This window comes from Streptomyces sp. Ru72, from assembly GCF_002920635.1.
Classification (GTDB): domain Bacteria; phylum Actinomycetota; class Actinomycetes; order Streptomycetales; family Streptomycetaceae; genus Streptomyces.
The window spans coordinates 1-21,734 of the sequence record NZ_PQSR01000094.1 but is presented as its reverse complement, the minus strand read 5'-3'; the positions used below and the strand labels follow the sequence as shown (position 1 = coordinate 21,734).

The window sequence follows — 21,734 nt, the reverse complement described above, 5'->3', positions numbered from 1 at the left end:
GGCGCCGGCCCCCGACCCGGTGCGCGACCGGTGGCGGGCCGCGATGCGGCTTGCCCTGGACGAGGCGGCGCGGGCCGTCGAGGGCGGTGACGTGCCCGTCGGTGCCGTCGTGCTGTCCCGGGACGGCTCGGTGCTGGCCACCGGTCACAACGAGCGCGAGGCGACGGGCGATCCGTCGGCCCACGCGGAGATCGTCGCGCTCCGCCGGGCCGCGGCGGCGCTCGGCGAGTGGCGGCTGCCCGGCTGCACGCTCGTCGTCACCCTGGAGCCCTGCACCATGTGTGCCGGCGCGGTGCAGCAGTCCAGGGTGGAGCGGTTGGTCTACGGCGCGCGCGACGACAAGGCGGGCGCGGTCGGGTCGCTGTGGGACCTGGTGCGCGACCGGCGCCTGAACCACCGCCCGGAGGTCGTCGCCGGCGTGCTCGCGGACGACTGCGCACGACTCCTGACGGATTTCTTCCGGGTCCGCTGAACCCCGCCCCGGGCGATCCCCGGAAACGGATTTCAGACCACGGCCCACCTTGGGGTAGGGTCTCCCTCGGTAGCGTGTCCGAGCGGCCGAAGGAGCTCGCCTCGAAAGCGAGTGTGGCGCAAGTCACCGAGGGTTCAAATCCCTCCGCTACCGCTGGTAGAAGGGGCGCCCGGTTCATCGAACCGGGCGCCCCTTCGGCTTCCGTCTCAGTTTCCGTCTCAGTTACTCAGAAGCGATGGACGCGACCGCACCTTGGCGCCCATGCTGATCGACTATGGCGCAGAGCGAGCCCCGAGACCGAATTCCCGCGAGCTTTGTCCTCTTTTTTCTCGGTGTCACCGGGATCATCGGCGGTCTGTTGGTCGCGGAGATCTGGTACCCCCACCTCATACCTGGGATCTTCGCAGCGGTAGTAGTCGGGGTTTGGATCACCCTCCAGAGCCGCCGCTCCCGGTCGCAAGATGACCTGCGCCAGGTCGAGAGCCGCGAGCGCGTGCGTACAGCGGAGCAGGACCTAGAGAACGCGCTACGCCGCCTTCAAACGACCGTCATCTCTGATCATGGAGTAGTCATCACACCGGCGGGGGCGTCCACTCCGGAGAGGCGGGCTACGGAGCCCCAAGAGGACGCTCAAGCACGTCTTGCATTGTCGGAGCTCTGGGCGGTCACCCACCGCCGACTTGATCATTACCATGGCATCGCTCTCGGGCAGGCTAAACAGTCGTTCCGAAACGCTCAGGTCGCTATGGGACTAGGGTTCGCCCTACTTGTCGGTTTCGTGATCGTTGCACTAAATGCCAGTACAACCGCTGGCAGTGTCGTGGCAGGTGGTCTCGGGGCGGTCTCGGCCGCGTTGGCTGGCTATGTAAGCCGAACGTTCATCAAGTCTCAGGAGGCTGCCGCCGGGCATCTGCGCGCGTACTTCGATCAACCCCTGGAGTTCTCACGCTATCTGGCTGCCGAGCGGCTGATGGCCGATGCCGGATTGAGCGAGGAGAAACAGGCGGAGATCTTGAGCATGATCGTGCAATCGATGATCGTCGGGCCAGCGTCTGCGGGCACCACCCTAGATGAGCCCGCAACGGGCTCCTGATCGATAGAGGCAGGGGGCATCGCTGCGCGGACCGCCCCCTGCCTCTGTGTCATCCGACTGGAGTACGGGACCCGGCGGGTCCGCCGTCACCGTCTTCCGACCCGTTGCCGGTCGGCTTCCAGATGAGTCCGTCGACCCGTTCGGCCACCTCGTTCCGCACGGTGTCCACCATGTGCTGATACCGCGCAGCCATGGCCGTCGTGGACCATCCCATGAGCCCCATCACAGCCCGCTCGGAGACTCCGAGGATCAGCAGGACCGTGGCGGCGGTGTGCCGGGCGTCGTGCAGACGGCCGTCCCGTACCTTCGCGTCGCTGAGAAGTTCCTTCCAGTCGTCGTAGTCCGTTCGGGGGGATGTGCCCCGCCCAGTCGGCGTAGCGAAGAGCCATCCTTGGTCGGCCCAGTTGTCACCAGCCGCCACCCGTTCGGCGTCCTGTTTGATCCGGTGCTGCTTGAGCAGGTCCACAAGCTGTGCGGGCAGACCGACCGTGCGCCGTCCCGCGCGGGACTTCGTGTCGGCCGTCTCGGGGTTCGTCCGCTCGCGCTGCGGACAGTAGCCGGGTTTCCTCCCGCAGGTGTCCCCGCATCCGTGGGCGTAGCGCGGTCGGCGGCGATTCCGACGGACCCTGAGAACACCCCGCTCCAGGTCCACATCGGCCCACTTGAGTCCGAGAGCCTCCCCCTGCCGCAGTCCGAGGGCAAGCGCCACCGCCCAGCGGGCGGAGTTGCGACGCTTGTCGGCCGCCCGTAGCAGCCGCTGCACCTCTTCGACCGTGTACGGCTCGACCTCCTCTTCCCGCACGCGGGGAGCCTTGGCGAGCTGGACGGGGTTCCGTCCGAGGTGGCCACGCCGTACCGCCTCGTTCAGCGCCGTGCGGAAGGTCCGGTGAATCTGGTGGATCGTCCCCGCCTTACGGCCCTCGGCCTGCATCTTCCCGTAGAAGTGCTCGATGTGTTCCGGCCTGAGCTTGTCGAGCCGGTGGGCTCCGAGAGCGGGAATCAGGTGCTTTCGGACGGCGACGCCGTAGCCGACCATGGTGTTCTCGTTCACCGCGAGAGGCGCGATGTTCTCCACCCAGTGGGTCAACCAGGTCTTGACCGTCCAGGGCTTGCCCGGCTTGCGGAGGGTCTTCGCGTCGCGCTGCTTCTCCAGCTCACGGACGGCGGCCGCCACCTCCGCGCGGGTCTTGCGCTCGACGTGGCGCCGGTCGGGCTTGCCGTCGTCGCGCACGCCGACCGTCACACGGCCGTGCCACTTCCCGTCCTTGCCGAAGTAGATGGACGATCGGCCGTTCGGCTGTCGAGTGCGCTTCTTGTCGTCGTTCGCCTCTGTCATGTGTGGGCTCCTCAAGCGGCGGTGCGGGCGGGATGGTGGTTCTTGCGGCGGCGGGATACGAACTCCGGCACGGCGTCGGCGGGAACCCTGCGGAGATGGCCGACGGTGATGGACTCCAGCTCTCCGGAGCTGATGAGCCGGTAGCAGACCGTTCGGCCGATCTGGAGGCGGCGGGCGGCCTCTTCGACGGTGAGAAGGACAAGGGTGGGGTCGATGGCGTCGGCGAGTCGGGCCGTGTCCATTCGTGTGCTCCTTCGTCTCACGGCAGGGGATTAGGAGCGGGGGCGTCTTCGGCCCCCTCTGGGAAGTCCGCTACATCCGCTACAGCGCTACACCGCAGGTCAGCGGGCGGTTTTTTGTAGCGGAGGGTTCGCGTGTAGCGGCTACGCGCGCGCGGCGGGGCGATGGGCGTAGCCGCTACACGCTTCGGTGCCGCTACGGATTCAGTGGGTCTGAGCTGGGCTGTAGCGGCGTAGCGGATGTAGCGGAGTTCTGGGGAGGCGGCGGGCAGTAGCGTGCCCACGCGTCTTCCAGGTCTGTGGCGTGGAAGCCCTTGAGGACTCCGCCGGCGGTGCGGATGTTCCGGGACCGGATCGGCTCGTTGTCGGCGGTCATGTACTCGCCGAGCATCCGGGACAGACGCCGGTTGTCGAGCGGCTTGCCGTCGAGGTCAGCCCATGGGGCGTCGTCGAGGGCGTTGAGCCGGTCCAGGATGGCGATGGTGGGCAGGCGGTCGATGCCGATGAGCACGTGGTCGCGCAGGTCGGTCAGCAGGCGGATGCCGAGGCTGTGTTTGTCGGTGTACTGCGCTGCCTTGACCAGGGCCACGCACGCCTCGCGTGCCCTGCGCGGCCAGGTGCCGCCGGCGGCGTCGGCGACGGCGAGCAGGGGTTCCCACACGTCCGCCGGGCGGTCGGTCACGCCATCGGGCATGTCCGGCCAGGCGCCCACAACCTGTGGACGGGCCTGCTCGGCCCACTGTGCAAGCCGGTCCCGCAGTTTGTGTCCCTCGGCCTCGTGCAGGCGGGCACGGAAGGGTTCCACGCGTTCGCTGCGGGCACGCCGTCGCATGCGGATGACGACGGAGCGGGTCAGGATCGTGTCGGGCAGGGAGCCGAGTCCGGCGACCGCGACGGCGCAGTAGGAGGGGAACGCCTGCACGGTCTGATTGCCGCCGTCGCCGATGCACCGGTAGGTGACCCCGGAGCGGCGGTGCCCAGCGTTCAGGAACCCGCGCAGTTCCTCGTTGTCGCCGGCCTTGGGGCCGAAGATCGTGTCGATCTCGTCGAACAGGATCGTCGGCCGCCCGTCCGCCCCTGACACCGCCCGGAAGAGGGCGGCGGCGGACGCGTTCACGGCCGTCATGGGGTGCGGCACGAGCGTTTCGACGATCTCCAGCGCGCGGGACTTCCCCGAGCCCGGTTCCGGGGACAGGAAGGCGAGCCGGGGGGTGGAGTCGAAGCAGTCGAGCAGGTGGGCATGGGCGTCCCACAGTGCGACTGCGACGTAGGCGGCCTTGGTGGGGAAGACGTTGAAGCGGCGGTGGAAGGCTTCCACCTCGTCCAGCAGCGCGGCCCCGTCGATGGTGGGGGTCATGCGGCGGCCCTTCCTTCCTGGGGGTTGCGGAGCGGGCAGGTGTCGCGGTGGGCGGAGTGGGCGTTGATCAGAGCGAGCACCCGGGCGCGGCCGACGGCGCTGCGGTCCCACCCGCACAGGCACCTCGAGGTGGCTGTGGGGACGGCGCCGCGCGGCGCCACGATGTGCAGCCACGCCACCGGGTACCGGCCGTCACCACTGCGCGGGTCAGAACGAAGAGCAGTTCGGACGCCCTTACGGGCGGCGCCTTTCGGCTCGCCCACGGCCGCCAGGGGCGTGCCCGGTCCGGCGGCATGCCGGGGTGTCGTTGCGTCGGTGATGCTCTTCAGAGGGGGATGGGGGCGGGCGCTCATGCCGCATCCCGCCTGACCTGGTTGTGGGCGATGGACCAGTTCAGTGCGCTGCGAAGGGTGGAGCGGCACTCGGACGCGGACAGTCCGGCCGCCTCCCCCGCCTCCTGAAGAGCCTGTTCAACCACACTCCGGGGGAGGTCGCCCCACGCGACGAACCGCCCCAGGGCGCGCGCCGCGCGGAACAACTTCGCTTCTCGCTCACCGACTTGAGCAGTGGCCACGTTCCGCGCCTCGTTGGCGAGTGCTGCATCCGCATATCGGCGGGATTGCCCCGTTAAGGCCGCTGAGGGCGCCTCAGGCGCCTTACGGGGCGGCTGGAGGATGGTTTGCAGCCAGGAGGGCAGAGCGACCGCCTCAAAGCCGCACAGAGCTTCGTACGGCCCGGCGGGGGTGATGCTGCCCGCCGCGACGACGTAGCCGCCCCAGGCGCGGGTGTCCACCGAATCGGCGACGGTGCCCGCCGTGTTGGTCAGGCGGACGCCGTCCGGGGCGGTGAAGTACAGATGCTCTCCGCCGCTCGCGGTCCGCGTCCGGTAGGTGGTGGGGACGGCGTGCCCGGCGCGCTCGCAGAGCGCCCCGAAGGTCGTCGCGCCGCAAGGCGCGTCCGAACTGCTCTTGTCCTTGGGAACGTCCAGGTCGACGACGACCAGCCCCGAGGGGCCGGTGGCGATGCCGACGTTGAACGGTGCCCGCGACCATGCGGCGCGGATACGGTCCGGGTCGCAGGTGGCGCGCTGCTCCCACTTCCGATGCCCGCGCTCGCACGGTCCGGTGCCGGTGCAGGCGGCTTCCCCGTGCAGCGCCGGCCGCTTGGTGCCCGGACGGAGCGGGAAGACGTGCCACCCACGCTCCGCGGCCTCCAGTGCGGCCGTCATCAGGTCCGTGCTCACGCGGCCACCTCCAGGGCGGCCGTGGCGAGATGGGCGCGGCCGATCCATTCGGTGTAGGCGGGCGGGATGGCCTCGGTCAGTTCCTCGCGCACGTCGGTCCACGTGATACCCATCGCCGCCTGAAGCTCCGCGACGGTGGGCTTGCCCCCGCCGTTGCCGTAAGCGGCGACGTACGGCCCGTCGTAGAAGCGGCCGTGCCGGTAGCCGCGCACCCTGCCCCGGTGCGGGACGTGCGCCGGCTGCTCGATGGTCCAGCCGCCCAACTCGAAGTTGCGGTGGCGGATCACGCCGAGTCCGAACATCTCGCCGCACAGGGTCAGGTCTTTGCGGATCTCCGCGCGGCCGTTGGGCTGCTCGATCACGTAGGGCAGGCCGGTCACGTCGAGCAGTGCGCGGGTGGGCGCCACCAGGTCGACGTGGGAGCCGCCCCAGCCCTGGGATCGGTTCGTGCCGACGGTCAGGGAGCACTTGTCCTGGCACGGCGGGGAGGCGTGGACGAACGCGTACCGGCGGATCTCGCCGGTGGTGATGAGGTGGGCGAGGTACTCCAGGGCGTCGCCCTGGTGGTACGCAAAGGGGTAGTTCGGTCGGTGGGCTACGTCGCAGCCGTCCACGTCGAATCCGGCGCGCGCGTAGCCCGTGGCGGCGCCGCCGGCGCAGGAGAACAGGTCCAGCAGGCGCGGCCGACGGCCGCGCACTCGCCGGATGGCGATGGGATGGGTCATGCTGGGAGACCTCCAACAGGTCTGTTGTGGATTGGTTGGGCAAGGGCGGCCCCGGTTCATTGGCGTGAAGCAGGGGGCCGCCCTTGGCGTAGCTAGCCGTGGAAGCGGTTGCGCTTGAAGACGGCTTTGCGGATGTTGACCGTGGTCCCGCCGCTGTGGCCGCTCGCGCTGAACACCTGCACCGCGACCCAGCCGCCGAAGATGACGGCGGCGAGGATGATGAGCTGGTGGATGAGCGCGGCGAGCGCGGCGATGAACGTGGTTAGCAGGATCAGTCCGCCGCACACGGCGGCGAACCCGATGCCGCCGAGGGCGATGTTCACCGCCGTGCGGGAGACGGCCGGTTTCGTCGCGACCGGTTCGGGCTTGGCGGGCTCGATGGCGTAGCCGGTGACGACTCGCCCGTCGGGCAGGACCACGCTCGCGACGGTGGGCAGGGTGCCCGGCTGGACGGGAACGAGCGGCGCCGCGATGGGGACGGCGGGCGGTATGGGGGTGGGCTGGTGGACTTCCACGGCCCGCTGGACGGGCGCGCGGTCGGTGCTGTCGGGGTACATGCGGAATCCCTTCCGATGGTCGGGCAGGGAGGCTGAGACACACCCTTCGGGGTGGCTGTGGAGGGGGTCTCAGGGGCGTTGACCTGCGGGCCTCCCTGCCTCCCTGAGTGATCATTCGTGCAGGTCAGGACCAGGGAGGCGGGGCAGGGAGGCGTTCAGGGAGTTCTCCCTGCCTCCCTGCCCCGGGGGAGGGTCGGCTCCCTCTACTCGGAGGCGGAAGCGGAATCCGTCTCGGGGCGGTTGGCGAGCGCGCGGTGGACGCGGTCGCGGCCGACGACCATGCGGCCGTCGGACTTGTACGGCTCGGCGCCGGCGTCATCGAGCACGCGCTTGAGGTCGATGAACGACCAACCGCTGTAGGCGTCCGGGTTCAGCGCGGCCAGGCGCGTGATGACTTCCTGGGTCCGGACCCGGGCATCGCTGCCCAGCACGGTCGCGATGTCGGCGAGCGGGTCCCGCTCCTCGCCCCGCTCGATGACGTGCAGGGTGGTCACGCCGTCCCGCAGAGCCTTGGCACGCGCGGCGATCACCTTCGCGTCATCGGTGCTGATGTAGTGCGTGCGCACCGTGATGGACGACTGCCCCTTGGGAATCTCGATCCCGTCGGAGGCGACCACGAGGGTTCCCTTGTCGAGCCCCGGGCGCAGCAGGTTCGGCGCGGCGCCGCCGTCCACGGCCTTGTCCCCGAGCGCCATGCGGGCCTGCGACTCGGTGCCCAGGGCGAGCGAGGCGCGCGTGTGGGCGCCCTCGCGGACCAGCTTGGGAAGGTTCTGGTCGGTGGGGTCCTGCGTGCCCTGCCACAGCAGCACGTTCACCGCGCGCCCCTGGTTGTGGATCTTCCGGGCGGCCATGAAGTACCGGGAGTTGGAAGACGAGCCGCCGTAGGGGCGCTTGTCCTCGTCTTTGACCGGGCACATGAACGCGACCTGCGCCTCGTCCACGATGACGATCAGCGGTGGGAACTCGGTCCCGGGCGGCGCCTGAAGGCGACGGTTCATCTCCTCCACGGCGTCTTCCGCCATCTCCGTGACCTGAATGACGTGCTCGTCGGTCGGCCCCTGAATCAGCCTGGTTGCCAACCCGTCGAACATCGCCCAGTCGCCCACACCCTTCAGATCACCCAGCCAGAACTCCACCGATCGGTCCAGCGCGAGCCACAGGGCCAGGGAGCGCAGGGCGGCGGTCTTGCCCTGGTTGGACAGACCCGTGATGAGCAGATGCCGCTGATACACGCTCAGCGCGGCGGCGTCCCCACGCAGGTCCTGCCCCCAGGGGGCGCGGCCCTTGGCGTAGTCGGCGGTCAGGGTCTCGTCGGTGACCAGCGGAGACGGGCCGATCGGTTCGTCCAGCGCGCCCGAGTCGGCGATCCACAGCCGCACCGTGCGAGCGGCCTGCGGGATCGTGATGAACACCTCGTGTTCGTGCCGGGTCAGGTTCTCGGCGAGCTTGCGGCGCCGGTTCTGCACTTCCACCGTCGACACACCAGAGGGAAGCGTGACGTCGACTTCCACGCCGCATCCGGCGATCCGGATCGGACCGAGCATGGACGCGCCGGCATCCCCCATCTCCTTGATGGCGTTGCGCAGCGCGGGCACGCCCAGGTCCCGCAGGGCCTTGACCACGATGGACGGGGTGATGGGCTCGCCTTCGCCGTTGCGGATATTCGCCGGGAGTGCCCAGTTCGGGGCGGCCTTCTGGTGGGCGCCGACCGACCACAGGGCGAGCAGGGCGAGGAACGGGCCGATCGTGATGAGCGGTCCCCACACCACCTGCACGATCGTGATCATGAGGTTGATGAACTTGATGACCGCCATCAGCGGCGTGACGACCTCGGTGACGTCCTTGGTGGCAATCGCCATCGCCACCCCGAGCAGGACCAGGCCACCGATCCCCATACCGGCACTCACGGCCGCACCCTTGGCCGCATCCAACGGCGAGTGGAGCAGATCCATGCGGCGACGGTGCCGGGCCTCGCGGTAGCGCTGCCCGCGCTCCTCCCACTCGGCGGCGGCCTCGTAGTTCCCGGCGGCCTCCGCCGCGCGGAGCATGCGCTCATACCGGGCGGCGGTCCGTCCGTCCCAGGTACGGCGGGCCACGATCCGCGCCCCGCCAGCCACGTAGATGCTGTGGCGGGCGACCGCGCGGGCGGCGGTCTTGGTGTTCTCGTGCGTCACGGCCGTCCGTATGGCGCGCCCGGAGCGCACCCACAGCGGAACCGGCTTGGGCGGGGCGGGGTCGGGGACCACGGTCAGGGTGGTCACGGTGGCCGGTTCGGTCGGCGGGTCGGTGTCCTTGTGCAGGTGAACGACGTTGTCGCTCATGATGGGAAGGCTCCTGACTGCCCCGGCAGGGGCGGGAAGTTGAGAGTGTCGGGGTGGCCGGGTCCGTGGCAGGTGCGGCCACCCCGAGTAGCGGCAGTGCGGGTCAGGCGGCGGCGCGCAGCGCGCGACCGATCACCACCACTTCGACGGCTTCTTGGGCACGAGGTAGGGGCAGCCGGTGCGCATGTGGTCCACGCACTGCGGGCAGTCCTCGCGCGGGCGGAGCTTGCGATGAATGCTGCGGTCGTGGGCGTGCTGCCAGCACTGGGGGCACTCGCCCGGAGGCGTCTCCCGTCCGGCCATGCTCACCACCACCCCGAGGACTTCTTGGCGGCCTTGGCGGCGGCGTGCTCGTTCACGACCCGCTGCCGCTCGGTGTGCAGGGCGGTGATCTCCGCGATCAGCCGCGTCTCAGCCGCCATCCACGCGCTCTCCAGGCGGCGGTCGGCGCGGTCGGTGCTGCGGCCCCGGGCGATCCGGTAGGTGCCGCCGGCCAGCGCGCCGAGGATGGCGCGGCGTTCGGAGCTGTTCAGCGGCCACATCTCGCGCTCGCGGACCGCTTCGAGCTTGCGGTTGGCCTGCCGGATCTCCCGGTCCAGGCGGCGGGTGTCGGGCTTGCCCATGGTCAGCTACTCCTCGGGGACGAGTCGTTGGCGAGCGGGTCAGGGGAGATGCGGCCGGGCAGCAGGGTGATTACCTGGGAGATGTCCGCGGGGACGAGGCAGCCGTGTTCGTGCAGCCACGCGGCGATCAGCCGGTAGGTCTGCTCGTGCGGCGCGCTCAGGGGAACGGTCACCTCGCCGTGGGCCCATGCTCGGCCGTGGCCGGGGACGGAGAGCCACCCGAACCAGTAGTGGGTCACCTCGGACGGTGCAGCGTTTGTGCTGGTCACAGGAGAACTCCTGACGGTGAGTGAGGCGTTCAGGCGGGGGAACTGTCGGGGTAGGCGCAGGGCACGCACGCGCCGAGTGAGGCGGGGATGACGTATCCGGCATCGCGCCGGCACTGCGGGCAGGTGCGGCGAGCGAGCATCGCCAGGGCGAGCGCGCCCCACTTCCGGGAGGTCATCGGCCGCACCGGTTTGGCCAGGTCGACCCGGTACAGGTAGGCCACCCTCGGCCCGCTGGCGCGGCGGTTGATCCGCATGACCTGCGCCGCTATCGGCTGGCCCCCGGGGCGCAGGCCCTTGGCCCGTAACTGACGGCGGGTGGCCAGCCCGTAGGGGGCGAGTTTCCAGGGGTAGGTGGGCACCCCGTAGCGGGCGCCGCTCGGGTCGAAGCACTTGGCGTAGGCGGTGGGCATCACGCCACCGCCTCAGCAGCCGCAGCGCGTTCGGCGAGGATCGTGTCCCGCAGCGTGCGGGCGTTCGCCGGTGAGGTGTGGACCGTGCGGCGGATGCCCTCGGCGGTGATCTGCGTGTCCGGCCAATCGGCCGTCGCCGCACGTGCCTCGGCCAGCAACTGTTCCGGCGTCCGCTTCGGTCGGGTCGACTTCGCGGCCTCGGGGACGCGGCCCGTGGCGCGGCGCGGTCGGGTCGACTCCGCCGGTATCGGTCGGGGCGTGCCCGACCCGACCGGTACCGGCTTGGTCGGGGGCGTGATGGCGGCCAGGGGCTTGCCCGGCAGGGTCGACTTTCCCAGGGTGACCGGTGCCGGATCGGGCACCGTGAGCCGGGACACGACGACCGGAGCGGGGGCCGATTGCGGCTGGTCAGCCGTAGACCGAATCATCTTGGTCTTGGTGGATTCCTCCGCATTCGTGCCCTCGGTGGGGATCGGGGCCGGGCGGTGGTGCAGCACCTTGGCGACCAGATCGGAACCGAAGTAGATCGACCCGACCGGAAGCGACGTTGCGAGCAGCACCAGCGCCCAGTTCGCCGGGTCCCAGTCGGCGAGTCGCCCCCAATCGACCCCACGGCCGTGCAGCTCGGGGACCAGGCCGTGCACGTAGTTGAGGACCAGCGAGGCGCCGGTGTAGGTGCCCAGCACCTTCAGCGCGAACGACCGGTCACGGCCGACCAGGACCAGGGTGGCAACCAGGGCGAGCGCCATGAGCCCGTCGACCACGAACGGGTACAGCATCGCCGCTGTGCCGTCGGCACCGACCGCGCTGGCGATGTCCCGCAGGGCGTTCCACGAGACGCGGAACGCCATACCGACCACCGCGACCAGCGCGAGCACCAGCAGGATGCGGCCCTTGCGGTTCATGCTGCTCCCCCCGGCTGGCTCGCGCCGGCGGTGCGGTTGGCCAGGTCCCGGCGGGCGGCGAGCAGGCGGCGCCGTGCGCGGCGGATGCGCTGGGTGTCCAGCTCGGTCGGCGTGCGGTCCAGCGTGATGATCTGCGCGTCGATCAGGTCGACGTCCGCGAGGATCGCGGGCATCTCCTGCTCGATGGCGTTCAGCTCCGCGTCCGTCGGCTCCATCCAGTCGGCGAACGCGGTAACAGCGTCCTGAACAGTGACGATGTGGCTCATTGGGTCGTGGTTCCTCTCAGCAGTGGAACGGCCCGACGCGGCTCCCGGGGTGCCACCCGGGAGCCGCTTGCCGTTGAAGGTGAATCCCGCTTGATGCGGGGAAGTGCCGCACTAGCGGCGTCCGTTGACCTCGGCGATCCGCACGTTCTGCGCGTAGCCGTCGCGAAGTCGTACGAGCGTGAAGCAGCCCCCGCCCACGTCCGTGATGCGGTGCGGCTCGCCCCGGTACTGCACCTCCGTCCCGATCTGGTCGGCGTTCGGGTGCTTAGGACTGGTGATCTTGCGCATGGTCTCCTCCTCTCGGCTCCCCGCGCCCCGCCCGTACGACCGATCCGGGGCCGGACGGGCGAGGGAGGCAACCGGCCGCAGCGCGGCAACGCCGTGGAGGGGTTGAGCAGTGCGCGGGCACCGTGGTCCCGCGCTGGCCGCCTTATAGGAGGAGGCGGCAGCCTCATCTCGCTGTTGAGTTGTCAAGGACGCCCAGCTCAGGGCTGGCACCCCCGACCTGGCCAACTTGGCTAGCCTGATCGAAGCAAGCTCAACGTAGCCAGCCTGGCTAGCCATGTCAACACCTGACTGTCTTGGCTGTCTTGTTGAGGGACCCCGCCGTAGCATTGGGGCATGACCTTCACGCCAGAACCGTTGGACCCGGACGACAGCCGACCGCCCTATGAGCAGGTGGCAAGCAGCCTCAGCGCAGCCATCCGCACGAAGAAGTTGGCTCCCGGCGAAAAGCTGCCGTCGCACAGCAAGCTGACGGAGCTGTACGGGTTCGCGCGGGCCACGATCCAGCGAGCACTCCGCGACCTTGAGGATGAGGGCCTGGTCGTATCCCGTAAGGGAAGTGGGGTCTACGTGCGAAACAGGACCGAGCGACCGGCCGGTCTCCGTCCGTACGTGGAGCAGGCGTTCACCAGCCGCGATGTATCCATCGACTTCGCCGGTTTCTCAAGCGAGACTCTGCATGCCGCCCTGCAGGACCCAATCGACAAGATTCGAGTAGGGCGCCTCACTCCGGCCAGTATCAACATTCGCATTCTAGTTCCGGACATGTCCGTCCCTCAGGCCGCTCCGGTGCGGAAAAGCGATCGAGCAGATGACGCCCGTCTGCGGATGCGCATGCACGACTTGATGGTCGGCTTCACCCGGGGTATCGCCAACCAAGTACACGAATTGAGCCTGCTCGGTCTTGTGCCTGAAACCCGGGTTCAAGTTCGCGTGCACAGCGGCACCCAGTTCTTCAAGCTCTACGTGATCAACCAGGAAGACGCATTCTTCGGGTACTACCCCATCCGGCCTAACAAAGTAGTCGTTCAGGGAGAGGCCATCGAGATCTTCGACCTGATCGGGCCTGACGCAACCTTGTTTCACTATTCGATAAACGAGGGTGAGTCATCGAGTGGAGCTCAGCAGGTTGACCAGGCACGGATGTGGTTCGACAGCGTATGGAGCACGATCGGAAGGGACTTCGACCCCGATGGCGAGTAAGGCCCTCCTGGGAGCTATCTCGACCGCCCAAAGCATCTTCTTCGATTTCGATGGACCTGTATGCGAGGTATTCGCAGGGATCCCCGCGTCGGAAGTCGCTAGGAGCCTGGTCGACGTGATGCGTGAATTCGATCCGAAGCTTTCCAAGGAGATGGAAGGCATGGATTTCATGGATGCTCTCCGCATTTCTCCGCAAGCCGGATTGAATGCACTAAGGGCTGTAGAAGACCGCCTAATCGAGGCGGAACTTGCGGCCGTAAAGGTGGCGGGAGAACCAACTCCGGGTGTTGTAGCGTCGCTCGAAGCCGCCAGGGCGTCAGGCCGAGCCGTGGCGATCGTGAGTAACAATTCCTCGCAGTGTGTCAGGGAATTTCTCACAAATCATGACCTGACTTCCCTAGTGCAAGAGATTGTCGGTCGCCCGGCCTATGAGCCGCACCGAATGAAACCGTCGCCCTACTCACTCCTGGTGTCCGCTGCCCGCCTGGGTGTCGCTCCCGAGCGCTGCACTCTCGTAGGCGACTCAGTGAGCGACGTTGAGGCCGCCATCGCGGCAGAGGCCATGTCTATCGGCTACGCCAATCGAGCTGGCAAGGAGCAGTCCTTGGCCAGGGCCGGGGCTGATGCGGTGATCGGCTCCATGGACACCCTCGCCGATGCACTCAGGGAAAGCCCAGTCGTATAGAGGGGTGGCGCACGCCACCCCGTCTGTCCCGCACCCTGGGACCCGGCGCAGGGACGCGGCATCGGGCCTCGGAGTGCCGCGCCAAAGGCGGCTCACGCGCAGGTCAGCGGGCACGGCTCCGTCTCAGTTTCCGTCTCATTCACTCCCGTCCGGCGCCGTCCGCAGCGGTTCGCGCGCCGGCCGGGAGTACGGCGATGAACGAGGCTGAACGACTTTGGATCATGTTCTGACCAGCACGAACAGACCTCGAAAGCGAGTGTGGCGCAAGTCACCGAGGGTTCAAATCCCTCCGCTACCGCCGAAGAAGGGCCCCACCTGTCGGTGGGGCCCTTCGCGTGTGCGCCGGAGGTATGCGTGGGGTCCCGCACGCGCCGGATCCGCGCAGGGGACCGGACGTCTCCGCGCCGCACGAAGCCCCGGCGTGCCGCTCAGTGCGCCGGGGCTTCGGCCCGCCCCCTGGAGCGGGGCGGCGGCCTCGGGGGAACAGGACGCCGTCCCCTCCCCTGAGGACACGGGCGTCGGGGCCGCCTCGCAGCTCGAGGACCTCGCAGTGCGGGTCCCAGCCGGGTCCGGTCACCCGGTCCGGTCCTCCTGCCCTCCGGGCCCCTGCCGGTCCGGTGGGCTCCTCTCCATCCTCCGGCTTCGCGACGTCCCGGCAACCCGGCCGAACGGCCCCACCCCCGGGCCGTTGGTCCCGAAGTCCCCGTACGGAAGGAACGGGTGAGGACATGGTGCATACGGGATCTTTGCGGAGCCCCGAACACCTGGCCGGGTTACACTCACCCGCGGCGAACCGGCCCCTCGGGGCGGAAGAGACGGGGGAGGCCACGGTGGCGGTACCGGGAAAGAAGATCGCGTTCTACGTGCTCGTGGTCTTCGTGCTCTATGTGATCATCACCGATCCGGCCAAGGCCGCCGACTACGTGCAGATAGGGTTCGAAGGCATCTCGAGCGCCGCCAAGGCCATCGGCCACTTCATGACCTGGATCGCCGACGGCGCCAAGTAAGGCCCCCGAGGCCCCGCACGAACCGCCGGCCGGCGGCCGCCGCCGTTGCCGTACCCCTGGGAGCACCCGTGATCCGCCACCTGGTCCTCTTCAAGATCAACGAGGGCGTCCAGCGCGACGACCCGCGCGTCGTGGAGGGCGTCCGCGCCTTCGAGGCCCTCGGCGGCCTGATCGACGAGCTCCGCTTCTGGGAACTGGGCTGGAACATCAGCGACCGCCCCATCGCGTACGACTTCGCGATCAACTCGGCGGTGGACGACGCGGACGCCCTCAAGCGGTACCTGGAACACCCGGCGCACCAGGCGGGCGTCGCCCTGTGGCGCGAGTTCGCCACTTGGGTGATCGCCGACTACGAAATCTGAGCGACACCGCCCACCGATTCCGGGCGACACAACCGACGGAGCCCTCCACCGGAACAGTGGAGGGCTTTCCTGCGTCTTGTGCCCCAATATCTGTCCCGGTTTCTCCCTCAACACGGAGTTATGCGGTGCTTGCACACAGTGTCCATTTCTTGTGATGCTATGACCGCTTTTGACGGTGAGTTGACAGATGTGTTGACGGATGAAGAGGTGGCGTTGACCGTGTCGGCCAGTACTGCGCCGCCCCAGGAGGACGAGGCTCCGGCCCCGTCCTCCGACCGGCATCAGGCGTCCGCCACGGACCCCGCCCGCCCCGACGCGACCGAACCGGCCCCCGACACCGCCCCCGCCCAGCCCCAGGAAGCCGCCAGACGCCGCGGCGCCGACACCCGGGCCCTCACCCAGATGCTCTTCGCCCAGCTCAAGGAGCTTCAGCCGGGCACCCCGGAGCACCACCGCGTGCGCGGCGCGCTCATCGAGGCGAACCTCCCCCTCGTCCGGTACGCCGCGGCCCGCTTCCGCTCCCGCAACGAGCCCATGGAGGACGTCGTCCAGGTCGGCACCATCGGCCTGATCAACGCCATCGACCGCTTCGACCCCGACCGCGGCGTGCAGTTCCCGACCTTCGCGATGCCCACCGTCGTCGGCGAGATCAAGCGCTACTTCCGCGACAACGTCCGCACCGTCCACGTCCCGCGCCGGCTGCACGAGCTGTGGGTTCAGGTCAACAGCGCCACCGAGGACCTGACGACGGCGTACGGACGCTCGCCCACCACCGCCGAGATCGCCGAGCGGCTGCGCATCTCCGAGGACGAGGTGTTGTCCTGCATCGAGGCGGGCCGCTCCTACCACGCGACCTCCCTGGAGGCGGCGCAGGAGGGTGACGGACTCCCCGGCCTGCTCGACCGGCTCGGCTACGAGGACCCCGCCCTCGACGGCGTCGAGCACCGCGACCTCGTACGGCACCTGCTCGTCCAACTGCCCGAGCGCGAGCAGCGGATCCTGCTGCTGCGCTACTACAGCAACCTCACCCAGTCCCAGATCAGCGCAGAGCTGGGTGTCTCCCAGATGCATGTGTCAAGGCTCCTGGCGCGGAGCTTCGCGCGTCTGAGATCCGCAAACAGGATCGACGCATAACTCGTGCGAGCGAATCACCCGCAAGCCCTCTTCCCGACACCTCTGCGCTGAAAAGCCCTCAGAACCCTTCCAACCAGGGCGCATTCACGTTTCACATGTCGACATGTCACTACAGCGTGTTGCCGACATGTGACATTCTTCCGGGAGCGCGTTTGCCGCGGCCTCGCGACCGGTATTTCAGGGGAGGCTGCGTTCCTACGACGGGAGCGTCCGCCGCGACCGTCCCGCGACCCAAAGGGGGTGGCATGTCCGCAGACCAGGGCAGCTCGAAGGTGCTCACGCTCATGCAGAGCGACTCCGCGCCCGACGTGCTCCAGGACCTTCAGGCCCCTCAGGACCTCCCGGGTGCCGAGACCCTTCCCGCCCAGGACCTCCCGGGCGCCGAGGCTCTTCCGGCCCCCGAGGCCCCGGACCTTCCGTCCACGGAGGGCATCGACACCCGCACCTTGTCCCGCTCCCTGTTCCTGCGGCTCGCCGCACTCGACGAGAACAGCCCGGAGCGTGCCTACGTCCGGGACACGCTCATCGAGCTCAACCTCCCGCTCGTCCGGTACGCGGCGGCCCGCTTCCGCAGCCGCAACGAACCGATGGAGGACATCGTCCAGGTTGGCACGATCGGCCTGATCAAGGCGATCGACCGCTTCGACTGCGAGCGGGGCGTGGAGTTCCCGACCTTCGCGATGCCCACGGTCGTGGGCGAGATCAAGCGGTTCTTCCGGGACACGTCCTGGTCGGTGCGGGTGCCGCGCCGCCTCCAGGAGCTGCGCCTGGCCCTCACCAAGGCGAGCGACGAGCTGTCGCAGAAGCTGGACCGCTCCCCGACGGTCACCGAACTGGCCTCCGCGCTGGGCGTGTCGGAGGAGGACGTGGTCGACGGCCTCGCGGTCGGCAACGCCTACACGGCGTCCTCGCTGGACTCCCCGACCCCCGAGGACGACGGCGGCGAGGGCTCGCTCGCGGACCGGCTCGGATACGAGGACTCGGCCCTGGAGGGGGTGGAGTACCGCGAGTCCCTCAAGCCGCTGCTGGCCAAGCTGCCGCCCCGCGAGCGGCGGATCATCATGCTCCGTTTCTTCGCCAACATGACGCAGTCGCAGATCGGCGAGGAGGTCGGCATCTCGCAGATGCACGTCTCCCGCCTCCTGACCCGCACGCTGGCGCAGCTGCGGGAGGGCCTGATCTCGGACTGACCCATCCGACGGCCACCGGCGGGCACCCTCGTCGGCGACGGCGCAGCGCGACCGGTACCGGTGCGAGGCGGTGACCCGCTCCTTCGGGAGCGGGCCGTCGTGGACACGGAACCCCTGCCGTACGCGACTTCCGACCTGACGGTACGTCAGTCACAATGGCTCGATGCTTCCAGCGACATGGTTGCGGGGACGTCAGGGGCTCGTGGTCGGGGCGTCGGCGGTCGTCGTCTGCCTGGGCGGGATTCTGGCCGCGTGCGGCGGCGCGGACGGTGAGGCGTACGTGGCGGTCGGCCCGGCGGGTGGCGGCCCCCCGGCATCCGGTACGGCGGTGGCGCCGACCGGAGACATGACACTGGTCCCTCTCGACGGGCCGTCCGGGGCCGGGACAGCGGGGACCAGGACCTCGGGGCCCAGGACTCCAGGTACCCCGGACTCCCTCCCGAGCGCCTCGACGGAGGCCGGTGACGCCCCGGCCTCCAGCGCAACAGCCGTGCCCGAGACGGCCGGTAGGGGCACCGAGACCGGCACCGGTACCAAGTCGCCTGCGCCCGGCCCCGTTTCACCCTCCCCGACGCCAACCGCCCCTCGCCCCACAACGAGCGGACCCGCAGTGATCGCGGGCCGGCCCGAGCGGCAGCCCACCGACCATCGCTGGTGCGAGAACGTGACCGTCCTCTTCCACAACGCCGGTGACACCCCGGTGCGTTCGGGCACGGTGACCCTCGGAACCCACGTCATCGGGGCGCTCGGCACCGACTGGGCGACGGTCGGGTCCACGGAGGCGCTGCCCGCGCCGATCGCCGCCGGGGCGTCGGTGAAGGGAGACTGGACGGTGTGCGTCGACGCCTGGCGTGTACCGATCGGCATGCACATCGAGACGCGGGACGTGTCCGTCCGGTGGAGGTAGCGGAAGTGGCGGGCGCCGGCCTACTTCAGCGCCAGCCAGGCCACCGCGGCGACGATCGCGACGGCGACGACGACGCCGACGATGAGGCCGATGCGGGGGCCGGCCGGAGCGGCCGCCTGCTGCCGGCCCTGAGGGGCCGCCTCGTCGACGAACGCGCGGAACATCTGCGTGCTGCCAGCGGGGTCGTAGTTGCCCTGGGGGCCCTGGGTGTTAGCCATGGCCCCGGACCCTAGCGAATACGTGGGGGACTGCCCAAGTGAGGGTTCTGTGATCGGGGCCGTCCGGGCCTCTGCCGCGGGGCCGTTCACAGAGATGCCACAGACACGCACCTGCTGCCACCTGCGCGTTTACTTTCGCCAACACTTGCCTTTGCCAAGTTTTTAGCCCCGAGGTCGCCATTTCATTTGCCTGCAGCAACCAATCTCCTTATGGTTGCTCCAGGCAACGATAAGAAGGAGGTGCCATGGCCGGGCGAGCGCAGTACGAAGAGCTGGCGCGTCAGCTCAGCGCCTTCGGCGCCGTGAAGCGAGACCTCGGGCGCTGCCTCCCGCCCGACTGCCCCGGCGGTTCCGCCGCCGTGCTCACCCTGCTGGGCCGCCACGGCGACATGCGCATGAGCAAGCTCGCCGAGCTGCTCGCCGTCGACATGTCGGTCACCAGCCGCCACGTCGCGCACGTCGCGGACCGCGGCTGGATCGAGCGCTGCCCGGATCCCGCGGACAAGCGCTCCCGCATCCTGCGTCTGACGGCTTCCGGCCGGGTCCAGCTCGGCGAGCTCTCCCGGCGCACCGCCGCGCTGCTCGCCGACCGGCTGAGCGACTGGTCGGAGGACGACGTCGGCCGGCTCATCCAGCTCATGGCACGGCTCAGGGAGAGCTTCGGCGACTGCCGTTCCACTCCTCGGCCCGGGCAGGACGCACCCGCGACGGAATCCGTTGCCCACCAGACCACCCGTACACCCGCAAGCACGTAAGTAAAGGAAGCCCATGGCAACGACCACACCAGCCGGTGTGCGGGCTCACGCCAAGCACGGGGGAGGCTCCCCGGACGGCGCTCCGATGACGCACCGGCAGATCATGGAGGCCCTCTCCGGGCTTCTGCTCGGCATGTTCGTGGCGATCCTGTCGTCCACGATCGTCACCAACGCACTGCCGCACATCATCGGCGACCTCGGCGGCGGCCAGTCCGCCTACACCTGGGTCGTCACCGCCTCGCTGCTGGCGATGACCGCGACCACCCCGCTGTGGGGCAAGCTCGCGGACCTGTACAGCAAGAAGGCGCTCGTCCAGATAGCCCTGATCGTCTACGTCCTGGGCTCGATGGCGGCCGGCCTGTCGCAGAACCCGGGCATGCTGATCGCCTGCCGTGTCGTGCAGGGCATCGGCGTCGGCGGCCTGTCCGCGCTGGCGCAGATCGTCATGGCCGCGATGATCTCCCCGCGTGAACGCGGGCGTTACTCCGGTTACCTGGGCGCCACGTTCGCCATCGCCACCGTCGGCGGGCCGCTGCTCGGCGGTGTCATCACCGACACCTCGTGGCTGGGCTGGCGCTGGTGCTTCTACGTCGGCGTGCCCTTCGCGGTGATCGCGCTGATCGTGCTGCAGAAGACCCTGCACCTGCCCGTGGTCAAGCGGGAGGTCAAGGTCGACTGGGGCGGCGCGTTCTTCATCGCCGCCGCGGTCTCACTGCTGCTGGTCTGGGTGACCTTCGCCGGTGACAAGTACGACTGGCTGTCCTGGCAGACGTACACCATGGTCGGCGGTTCGATCGTCCTCGGTGCGCTGTTCGTGCTGGTCGAGACCAAGGCGAGCGAGCCGATCATCCCGCTGCGGCTGTTCCGCAACCGCACCATCACGCTGGCGTCGCTCGCCTCGCTCTTCGTGGGTGTCGCGATGTTCACCGGCACGGTGTTCTTCAGCCAGTACTTCCAGCTGGCCCGCGACAAGTCCCCGACGATGTCGGGTGTCCTGACGATCCCGATGATCGGTGGCCTGTTCGTCTCCTCCACCGTCTCCGGCCAGTTCATCACCCGCACAGGACGCTGGAAGGCGTGGCTGGTCAGCGGTGGTGTCCTGGTGACGGCCGGCCTGGGCCTGCTCGGCACCATCCGGTACGACACGGCCTACTGGAAGATGTCGATCTTCATGGCCCTGATGGGGCTCGGCATCGGCATGATGATGCAGAACCTGGTGCTGTGCACCCAGAACCAGGTGGCGCCGCAGGACCTGGGGTCGGCCAGCTCCACGGTCACCTTCTTCCGCTCCCTCGGCGGTGCGGTCGGCGTCTCCGCGCTCGGCGCGGTGCTCTCCCACCGGATCACCCACTACATCACCGACGGCATCAGCGCCCTGAGCCCGAAGTACCAGGCCGCCCTGGCCTCTTCGAGCTCCGCGGACAGCATCCCGGACATGAACAAGCTGCCGGCCCCGCTGCGCACGCTGCTGGAGAGCGCCTACGGCCACGGCATCGCCGACGTCTTCCTGATCGCCGGCTGCCTGGCGGCCGTCGCCTTCCTGATCACCCTGTTCATCAAGGAGGTCCCGTTGAAGACCAAGGGCGCGCTGGCGCAGGCCGCTGCCGACTCGGCTCCGCAGGAGGCCCCCGCGGCGGCCACCCCGGCCGAGGCGCCGGCCGAGGCTGCCGCGCCGGCCGGGGAGAGGGTTCCGAGCTGGGCGGTGGCGAGCACCGAGACCACCGGCGAGGGCACGGGCACGGGCACGCAGCGCCTCGCGGCCGTCGCCACGATCGCCCGGCCGGAGGCGGCCGGTGACGGCGGTGGCATCCCGGTCCGCGGCTTCGTCCGCGGCGGCGAGGGCGCGCCGGTCCCGCAGGCCGCCGTCACCCTGATCTCCCTCGGGGGCCGGCAGCTGGGCCGGTCGGTCGCGCAGGCGGACGGTTCCTACGCGGTGCACGCTCCGGGGACCGGCTCCTACGTCCTGATCGCCTCCGCCGACGGCCACCAGCCGCAGGCCTCCACGATCGTCGTGCACGACGAGCCGGTGTCGTACGACGTCCTGCTCAGCGGCACCAGTGGCCTGAGCGGCGTCGTCCGCGCCGCCGAGACCGGGCTGCCGGTCAAGGACGCGATGGTCATCGTCACCGACGTGCGCGGCGACCTCCTGGCCACCGCCACCACCGGCGAACA

At 69.4% G+C, this 21,734-nt stretch carries 26 protein-coding genes and 1 tRNA gene; 12 read left to right on the top strand and 15 right to left on the bottom strand.

The genetic code is table 11. The annotated features are described in order from the left end of the window. Window positions 1-43: 43 nt before the first annotated feature. From tadA to C3488_RS31100, 3 genes are all read left to right on the top strand, one after another. The gene (gene tadA, locus C3488_RS31110; RefSeq protein WP_103844241.1) at window positions 44-472 is read left to right on the top strand and encodes a tRNA adenosine(34) deaminase TadA; all 429 of its coding nucleotides are present in this window, start codon (window positions 44-46) and stop codon (window positions 470-472) included. Window positions 473-540: 68 nt separating this feature from the next. Beyond that, window positions 541-625, top strand: a tRNA-Ser gene (locus tag C3488_RS31105). A gap of 121 nt (window positions 626-746) precedes the next feature. Then, entirely contained in the window at window positions 747-1,565 is an 819-nt protein-coding gene (locus tag C3488_RS31100; protein WP_103844230.1) for a hypothetical protein, read from the top strand. Window positions 1,566-1,614: 49 nt separating this feature from the next. Here the strand turns inward: C3488_RS31100 and C3488_RS31095 are convergent, their stop codons facing one another. From C3488_RS31095 to C3488_RS40850, 14 genes are all read right to left on the bottom strand, one after another. Continuing rightward, window positions 1,615-2,901, bottom strand: a complete 1,287-nt coding sequence (locus C3488_RS31095) for a site-specific integrase (protein ID WP_103844229.1) — start codon at window positions 2,899-2,901, stop codon at window positions 1,615-1,617. An 11-nt stretch (window positions 2,902-2,912) separates the two neighbouring features. After that, a complete protein-coding gene (locus C3488_RS31090) occupies window positions 2,913-3,143 on the bottom strand; it encodes a helix-turn-helix domain-containing protein (RefSeq protein ID WP_103844228.1) in 231 nt (76 codons plus the stop codon). 193 nt (window positions 3,144-3,336) lie between these two features. Next, entirely contained in the window at window positions 3,337-4,497 is a 1,161-nt protein-coding gene (locus C3488_RS31085) for a DUF3631 domain-containing protein (protein ID WP_103844227.1), read from the bottom strand. 349 nt (window positions 4,498-4,846) lie between these two features. After that, the gene (locus C3488_RS31075) at window positions 4,847-5,725 is read right to left on the bottom strand and encodes a bifunctional DNA primase/polymerase (protein WP_103844240.1); all 879 of its coding nucleotides are present in this window, start codon (window positions 5,723-5,725) and stop codon (window positions 4,847-4,849) included. Between the two features lie 11 nt (window positions 5,726-5,736). Next, window positions 5,737-6,465 carry a DNA cytosine methyltransferase gene (locus C3488_RS31070; RefSeq protein ID WP_103844225.1) on the bottom strand — a complete coding sequence of 243 codons (729 nt, stop codon included), beginning with the start codon at window positions 6,463-6,465 and terminating at the stop codon, window positions 5,737-5,739. 92 nt (window positions 6,466-6,557) lie between these two features. Further along, window positions 6,558-7,022: a hypothetical protein gene (locus C3488_RS31065; RefSeq protein ID WP_103844224.1), complete on the bottom strand. Its 465-nt coding sequence runs from the start codon at window positions 7,020-7,022 to the stop codon at window positions 6,558-6,560. Window positions 7,023-7,225: 203 nt separating this feature from the next. Beyond that, on the bottom strand, window positions 7,226-9,343 hold the full coding sequence (locus C3488_RS31060) for a cell division protein FtsK (RefSeq protein WP_103844223.1): 2,118 nt from the start codon (window positions 9,341-9,343) through the stop codon (window positions 7,226-7,228). A gap of 132 nt (window positions 9,344-9,475) precedes the next feature. Continuing rightward, window positions 9,476-9,646, bottom strand: a complete 171-nt coding sequence (locus tag C3488_RS31055; protein WP_181139270.1) for a pRL2-8 — start codon at window positions 9,644-9,646, stop codon at window positions 9,476-9,478. A 2-nt stretch (window positions 9,647-9,648) separates the two neighbouring features. Next, a complete protein-coding gene (locus C3488_RS31050; RefSeq protein ID WP_103844222.1) occupies window positions 9,649-9,966 on the bottom strand; it encodes a hypothetical protein in 318 nt (105 codons plus the stop codon). Window positions 9,967-9,968: 2 nt separating this feature from the next. Then, window positions 9,969-10,235, bottom strand: a complete 267-nt coding sequence (locus C3488_RS31045; RefSeq protein ID WP_103844221.1) for a hypothetical protein — start codon at window positions 10,233-10,235, stop codon at window positions 9,969-9,971. A gap of 29 nt (window positions 10,236-10,264) precedes the next feature. Then, window positions 10,265-10,645: an RRQRL motif-containing zinc-binding protein gene (locus tag C3488_RS31040; protein ID WP_103844220.1), complete on the bottom strand. Its 381-nt coding sequence runs from the start codon at window positions 10,643-10,645 to the stop codon at window positions 10,265-10,267. Then, complete coding sequence (locus C3488_RS31035) at window positions 10,645-11,550, bottom strand: DUF2637 domain-containing protein (protein WP_103844219.1); 906 nt, start codon at window positions 11,548-11,550, stop codon at window positions 10,645-10,647. Before C3488_RS31035 ends, C3488_RS31040 begins: the two co-directional genes overlap by 1 nt. Next, the gene (locus C3488_RS31030) at window positions 11,547-11,816 is read right to left on the bottom strand and encodes a DUF6284 family protein (RefSeq protein WP_103844218.1); all 270 of its coding nucleotides are present in this window, start codon (window positions 11,814-11,816) and stop codon (window positions 11,547-11,549) included. Before C3488_RS31030 ends, C3488_RS31035 begins: the two co-directional genes overlap by 4 nt. Before the next feature lie 111 nt (window positions 11,817-11,927). Next, window positions 11,928-12,104 carry a hypothetical protein gene (locus C3488_RS40850; RefSeq protein ID WP_181139269.1) on the bottom strand — a complete coding sequence of 59 codons (177 nt, stop codon included), beginning with the start codon at window positions 12,102-12,104 and terminating at the stop codon, window positions 11,928-11,930. 333 nt (window positions 12,105-12,437) lie between these two features. Between C3488_RS40850 and C3488_RS31025 the strand changes: the two genes are divergently transcribed. The 7 genes from C3488_RS31025 to C3488_RS42420 all read left to right on the top strand — a co-directional run bounded on the left by C3488_RS31025 (window position 12,438) and on the right by C3488_RS42420 (window position 18,589). After that, window positions 12,438-13,304: a GntR family transcriptional regulator gene (locus C3488_RS31025; protein WP_103844217.1), complete on the top strand. Its 867-nt coding sequence runs from the start codon at window positions 12,438-12,440 to the stop codon at window positions 13,302-13,304. Beyond that, complete coding sequence (locus C3488_RS31020) at window positions 13,294-13,989, top strand: HAD family hydrolase (protein WP_103844216.1); 696 nt, start codon at window positions 13,294-13,296, stop codon at window positions 13,987-13,989. The genes C3488_RS31025 and C3488_RS31020 overlap by 11 nt, the downstream gene beginning before the upstream one ends. 830 nt (window positions 13,990-14,819) lie before the next feature. Next, a complete protein-coding gene (locus C3488_RS40845) occupies window positions 14,820-14,996 on the top strand; it encodes a hypothetical protein (RefSeq protein ID WP_181139268.1) in 177 nt (58 codons plus the stop codon). Between the two features lie 68 nt (window positions 14,997-15,064). Next, on the top strand, window positions 15,065-15,358 hold the full coding sequence (locus C3488_RS31015; protein WP_103844215.1) for a Dabb family protein: 294 nt from the start codon (window positions 15,065-15,067) through the stop codon (window positions 15,356-15,358). Between the two features lie 159 nt (window positions 15,359-15,517). Next, window positions 15,518-16,492 carry an RNA polymerase sigma factor SigF gene (locus tag C3488_RS31010; protein ID WP_103844214.1) on the top strand — a complete coding sequence of 325 codons (975 nt, stop codon included), beginning with the start codon at window positions 15,518-15,520 and terminating at the stop codon, window positions 16,490-16,492. 245 nt (window positions 16,493-16,737) lie between these two features. Next, on the top strand, window positions 16,738-17,682 hold the full coding sequence (locus C3488_RS31005; RefSeq protein WP_103844213.1) for an RNA polymerase sigma factor SigF: 945 nt from the start codon (window positions 16,738-16,740) through the stop codon (window positions 17,680-17,682). Between the two features lie 610 nt (window positions 17,683-18,292). After that, window positions 18,293-18,589: a hypothetical protein gene (locus C3488_RS42420; protein ID WP_308460700.1), complete on the top strand. Its 297-nt coding sequence runs from the start codon at window positions 18,293-18,295 to the stop codon at window positions 18,587-18,589. 20 nt (window positions 18,590-18,609) lie between these two features. On the opposite strand, the gene C3488_RS30995 is transcribed toward C3488_RS42420, so the two are convergent. Continuing rightward, window positions 18,610-18,807 (bottom strand): hypothetical protein, encoded by a 198-nt coding sequence (locus C3488_RS30995; protein WP_103844211.1) that lies wholly within the window; start codon window positions 18,805-18,807, stop codon window positions 18,610-18,612. A 245-nt stretch (window positions 18,808-19,052) separates the two neighbouring features. On the opposite strand from C3488_RS30995, the gene C3488_RS30990 reads away from it, so the two are divergent. Further along, window positions 19,053-19,562 carry a MarR family winged helix-turn-helix transcriptional regulator gene (locus C3488_RS30990; protein ID WP_103844210.1) on the top strand — a complete coding sequence of 170 codons (510 nt, stop codon included), beginning with the start codon at window positions 19,053-19,055 and terminating at the stop codon, window positions 19,560-19,562. A 13-nt stretch (window positions 19,563-19,575) separates the two neighbouring features. Beyond that, the coding region (locus C3488_RS30985; protein WP_103844238.1) for an MFS transporter at window positions 19,576-21,734 on the top strand (2,159 nt) is incomplete at its 3' end.

Bases quoted from the DNA above. Each gene is read 5' to 3' on its own strand.
- C3488_RS31020 (WP_103844216.1), top strand. From the start codon at position 13,294: ATGGCGAGTAAGGCCCTCCTGGGAGCTATCTCGACCGCCCAAAGCATC.
- C3488_RS31055 (WP_181139270.1), bottom strand. From the start codon at position 9,646: ATGGCCGGACGGGAGACGCCTCCGGGCGAGTGCCCCCAGTGCTGGCAG.
- C3488_RS31040 (WP_103844220.1), bottom strand. From the start codon at position 10,645: ATGCCCACCGCCTACGCCAAGTGCTTCGACCCGAGCGGCGCCCGCTAC.
- C3488_RS31100 (WP_103844230.1), top strand. From the start codon at position 747: ATGGCGCAGAGCGAGCCCCGAGACCGAATTCCCGCGAGCTTTGTCCTC.
- C3488_RS30990 (WP_103844210.1), top strand. From the start codon at position 19,053: ATGGCCGGGCGAGCGCAGTACGAAGAGCTGGCGCGTCAGCTCAGCGCC.
- C3488_RS30995 (WP_103844211.1), bottom strand. From the start codon at position 18,807: ATGGCTAACACCCAGGGCCCCCAGGGCAACTACGACCCCGCTGGCAGC.
- C3488_RS31050 (WP_103844222.1), bottom strand. From the start codon at position 9,966: ATGGGCAAGCCCGACACCCGCCGCCTGGACCGGGAGATCCGGCAGGCC.
- C3488_RS31005 (WP_103844213.1), top strand. From the start codon at position 16,738: ATGTCCGCAGACCAGGGCAGCTCGAAGGTGCTCACGCTCATGCAGAGC.
- C3488_RS31095 (WP_103844229.1), bottom strand. From the start codon at position 2,901: ATGACAGAGGCGAACGACGACAAGAAGCGCACTCGACAGCCGAACGGC.
- C3488_RS31035 (WP_103844219.1), bottom strand. From the start codon at position 11,550: ATGAACCGCAAGGGCCGCATCCTGCTGGTGCTCGCGCTGGTCGCGGTG.
- C3488_RS31070 (WP_103844225.1), bottom strand. From the start codon at position 6,465: ATGACCCATCCCATCGCCATCCGGCGAGTGCGCGGCCGTCGGCCGCGC.
- C3488_RS31030 (WP_103844218.1), bottom strand. From the start codon at position 11,816: ATGAGCCACATCGTCACTGTTCAGGACGCTGTTACCGCGTTCGCCGAC.
- C3488_RS31090 (WP_103844228.1), bottom strand. From the start codon at position 3,143: ATGGACACGGCCCGACTCGCCGACGCCATCGACCCCACCCTTGTCCTT.
- C3488_RS31065 (WP_103844224.1), bottom strand. From the start codon at position 7,022: ATGTACCCCGACAGCACCGACCGCGCGCCCGTCCAGCGGGCCGTGGAA.
- tadA (WP_103844241.1), top strand. From the start codon at position 44: ATGCGGCTTGCCCTGGACGAGGCGGCGCGGGCCGTCGAGGGCGGTGAC.
- C3488_RS31010 (WP_103844214.1), top strand. From the start codon at position 15,518: ATGACCGCTTTTGACGGTGAGTTGACAGATGTGTTGACGGATGAAGAG.
- C3488_RS31025 (WP_103844217.1), top strand. From the start codon at position 12,438: ATGACCTTCACGCCAGAACCGTTGGACCCGGACGACAGCCGACCGCCC.
- C3488_RS31060 (WP_103844223.1), bottom strand. From the start codon at position 9,343: ATGAGCGACAACGTCGTTCACCTGCACAAGGACACCGACCCGCCGACC.
- C3488_RS31075 (WP_103844240.1), bottom strand. From the start codon at position 5,725: ATGACGGCCGCACTGGAGGCCGCGGAGCGTGGGTGGCACGTCTTCCCG.
- C3488_RS31085 (WP_103844227.1), bottom strand. From the start codon at position 4,497: ATGACCCCCACCATCGACGGGGCCGCGCTGCTGGACGAGGTGGAAGCC.
- C3488_RS40850 (WP_181139269.1), bottom strand. From the start codon at position 12,104: ATGCGCAAGATCACCAGTCCTAAGCACCCGAACGCCGACCAGATCGGG.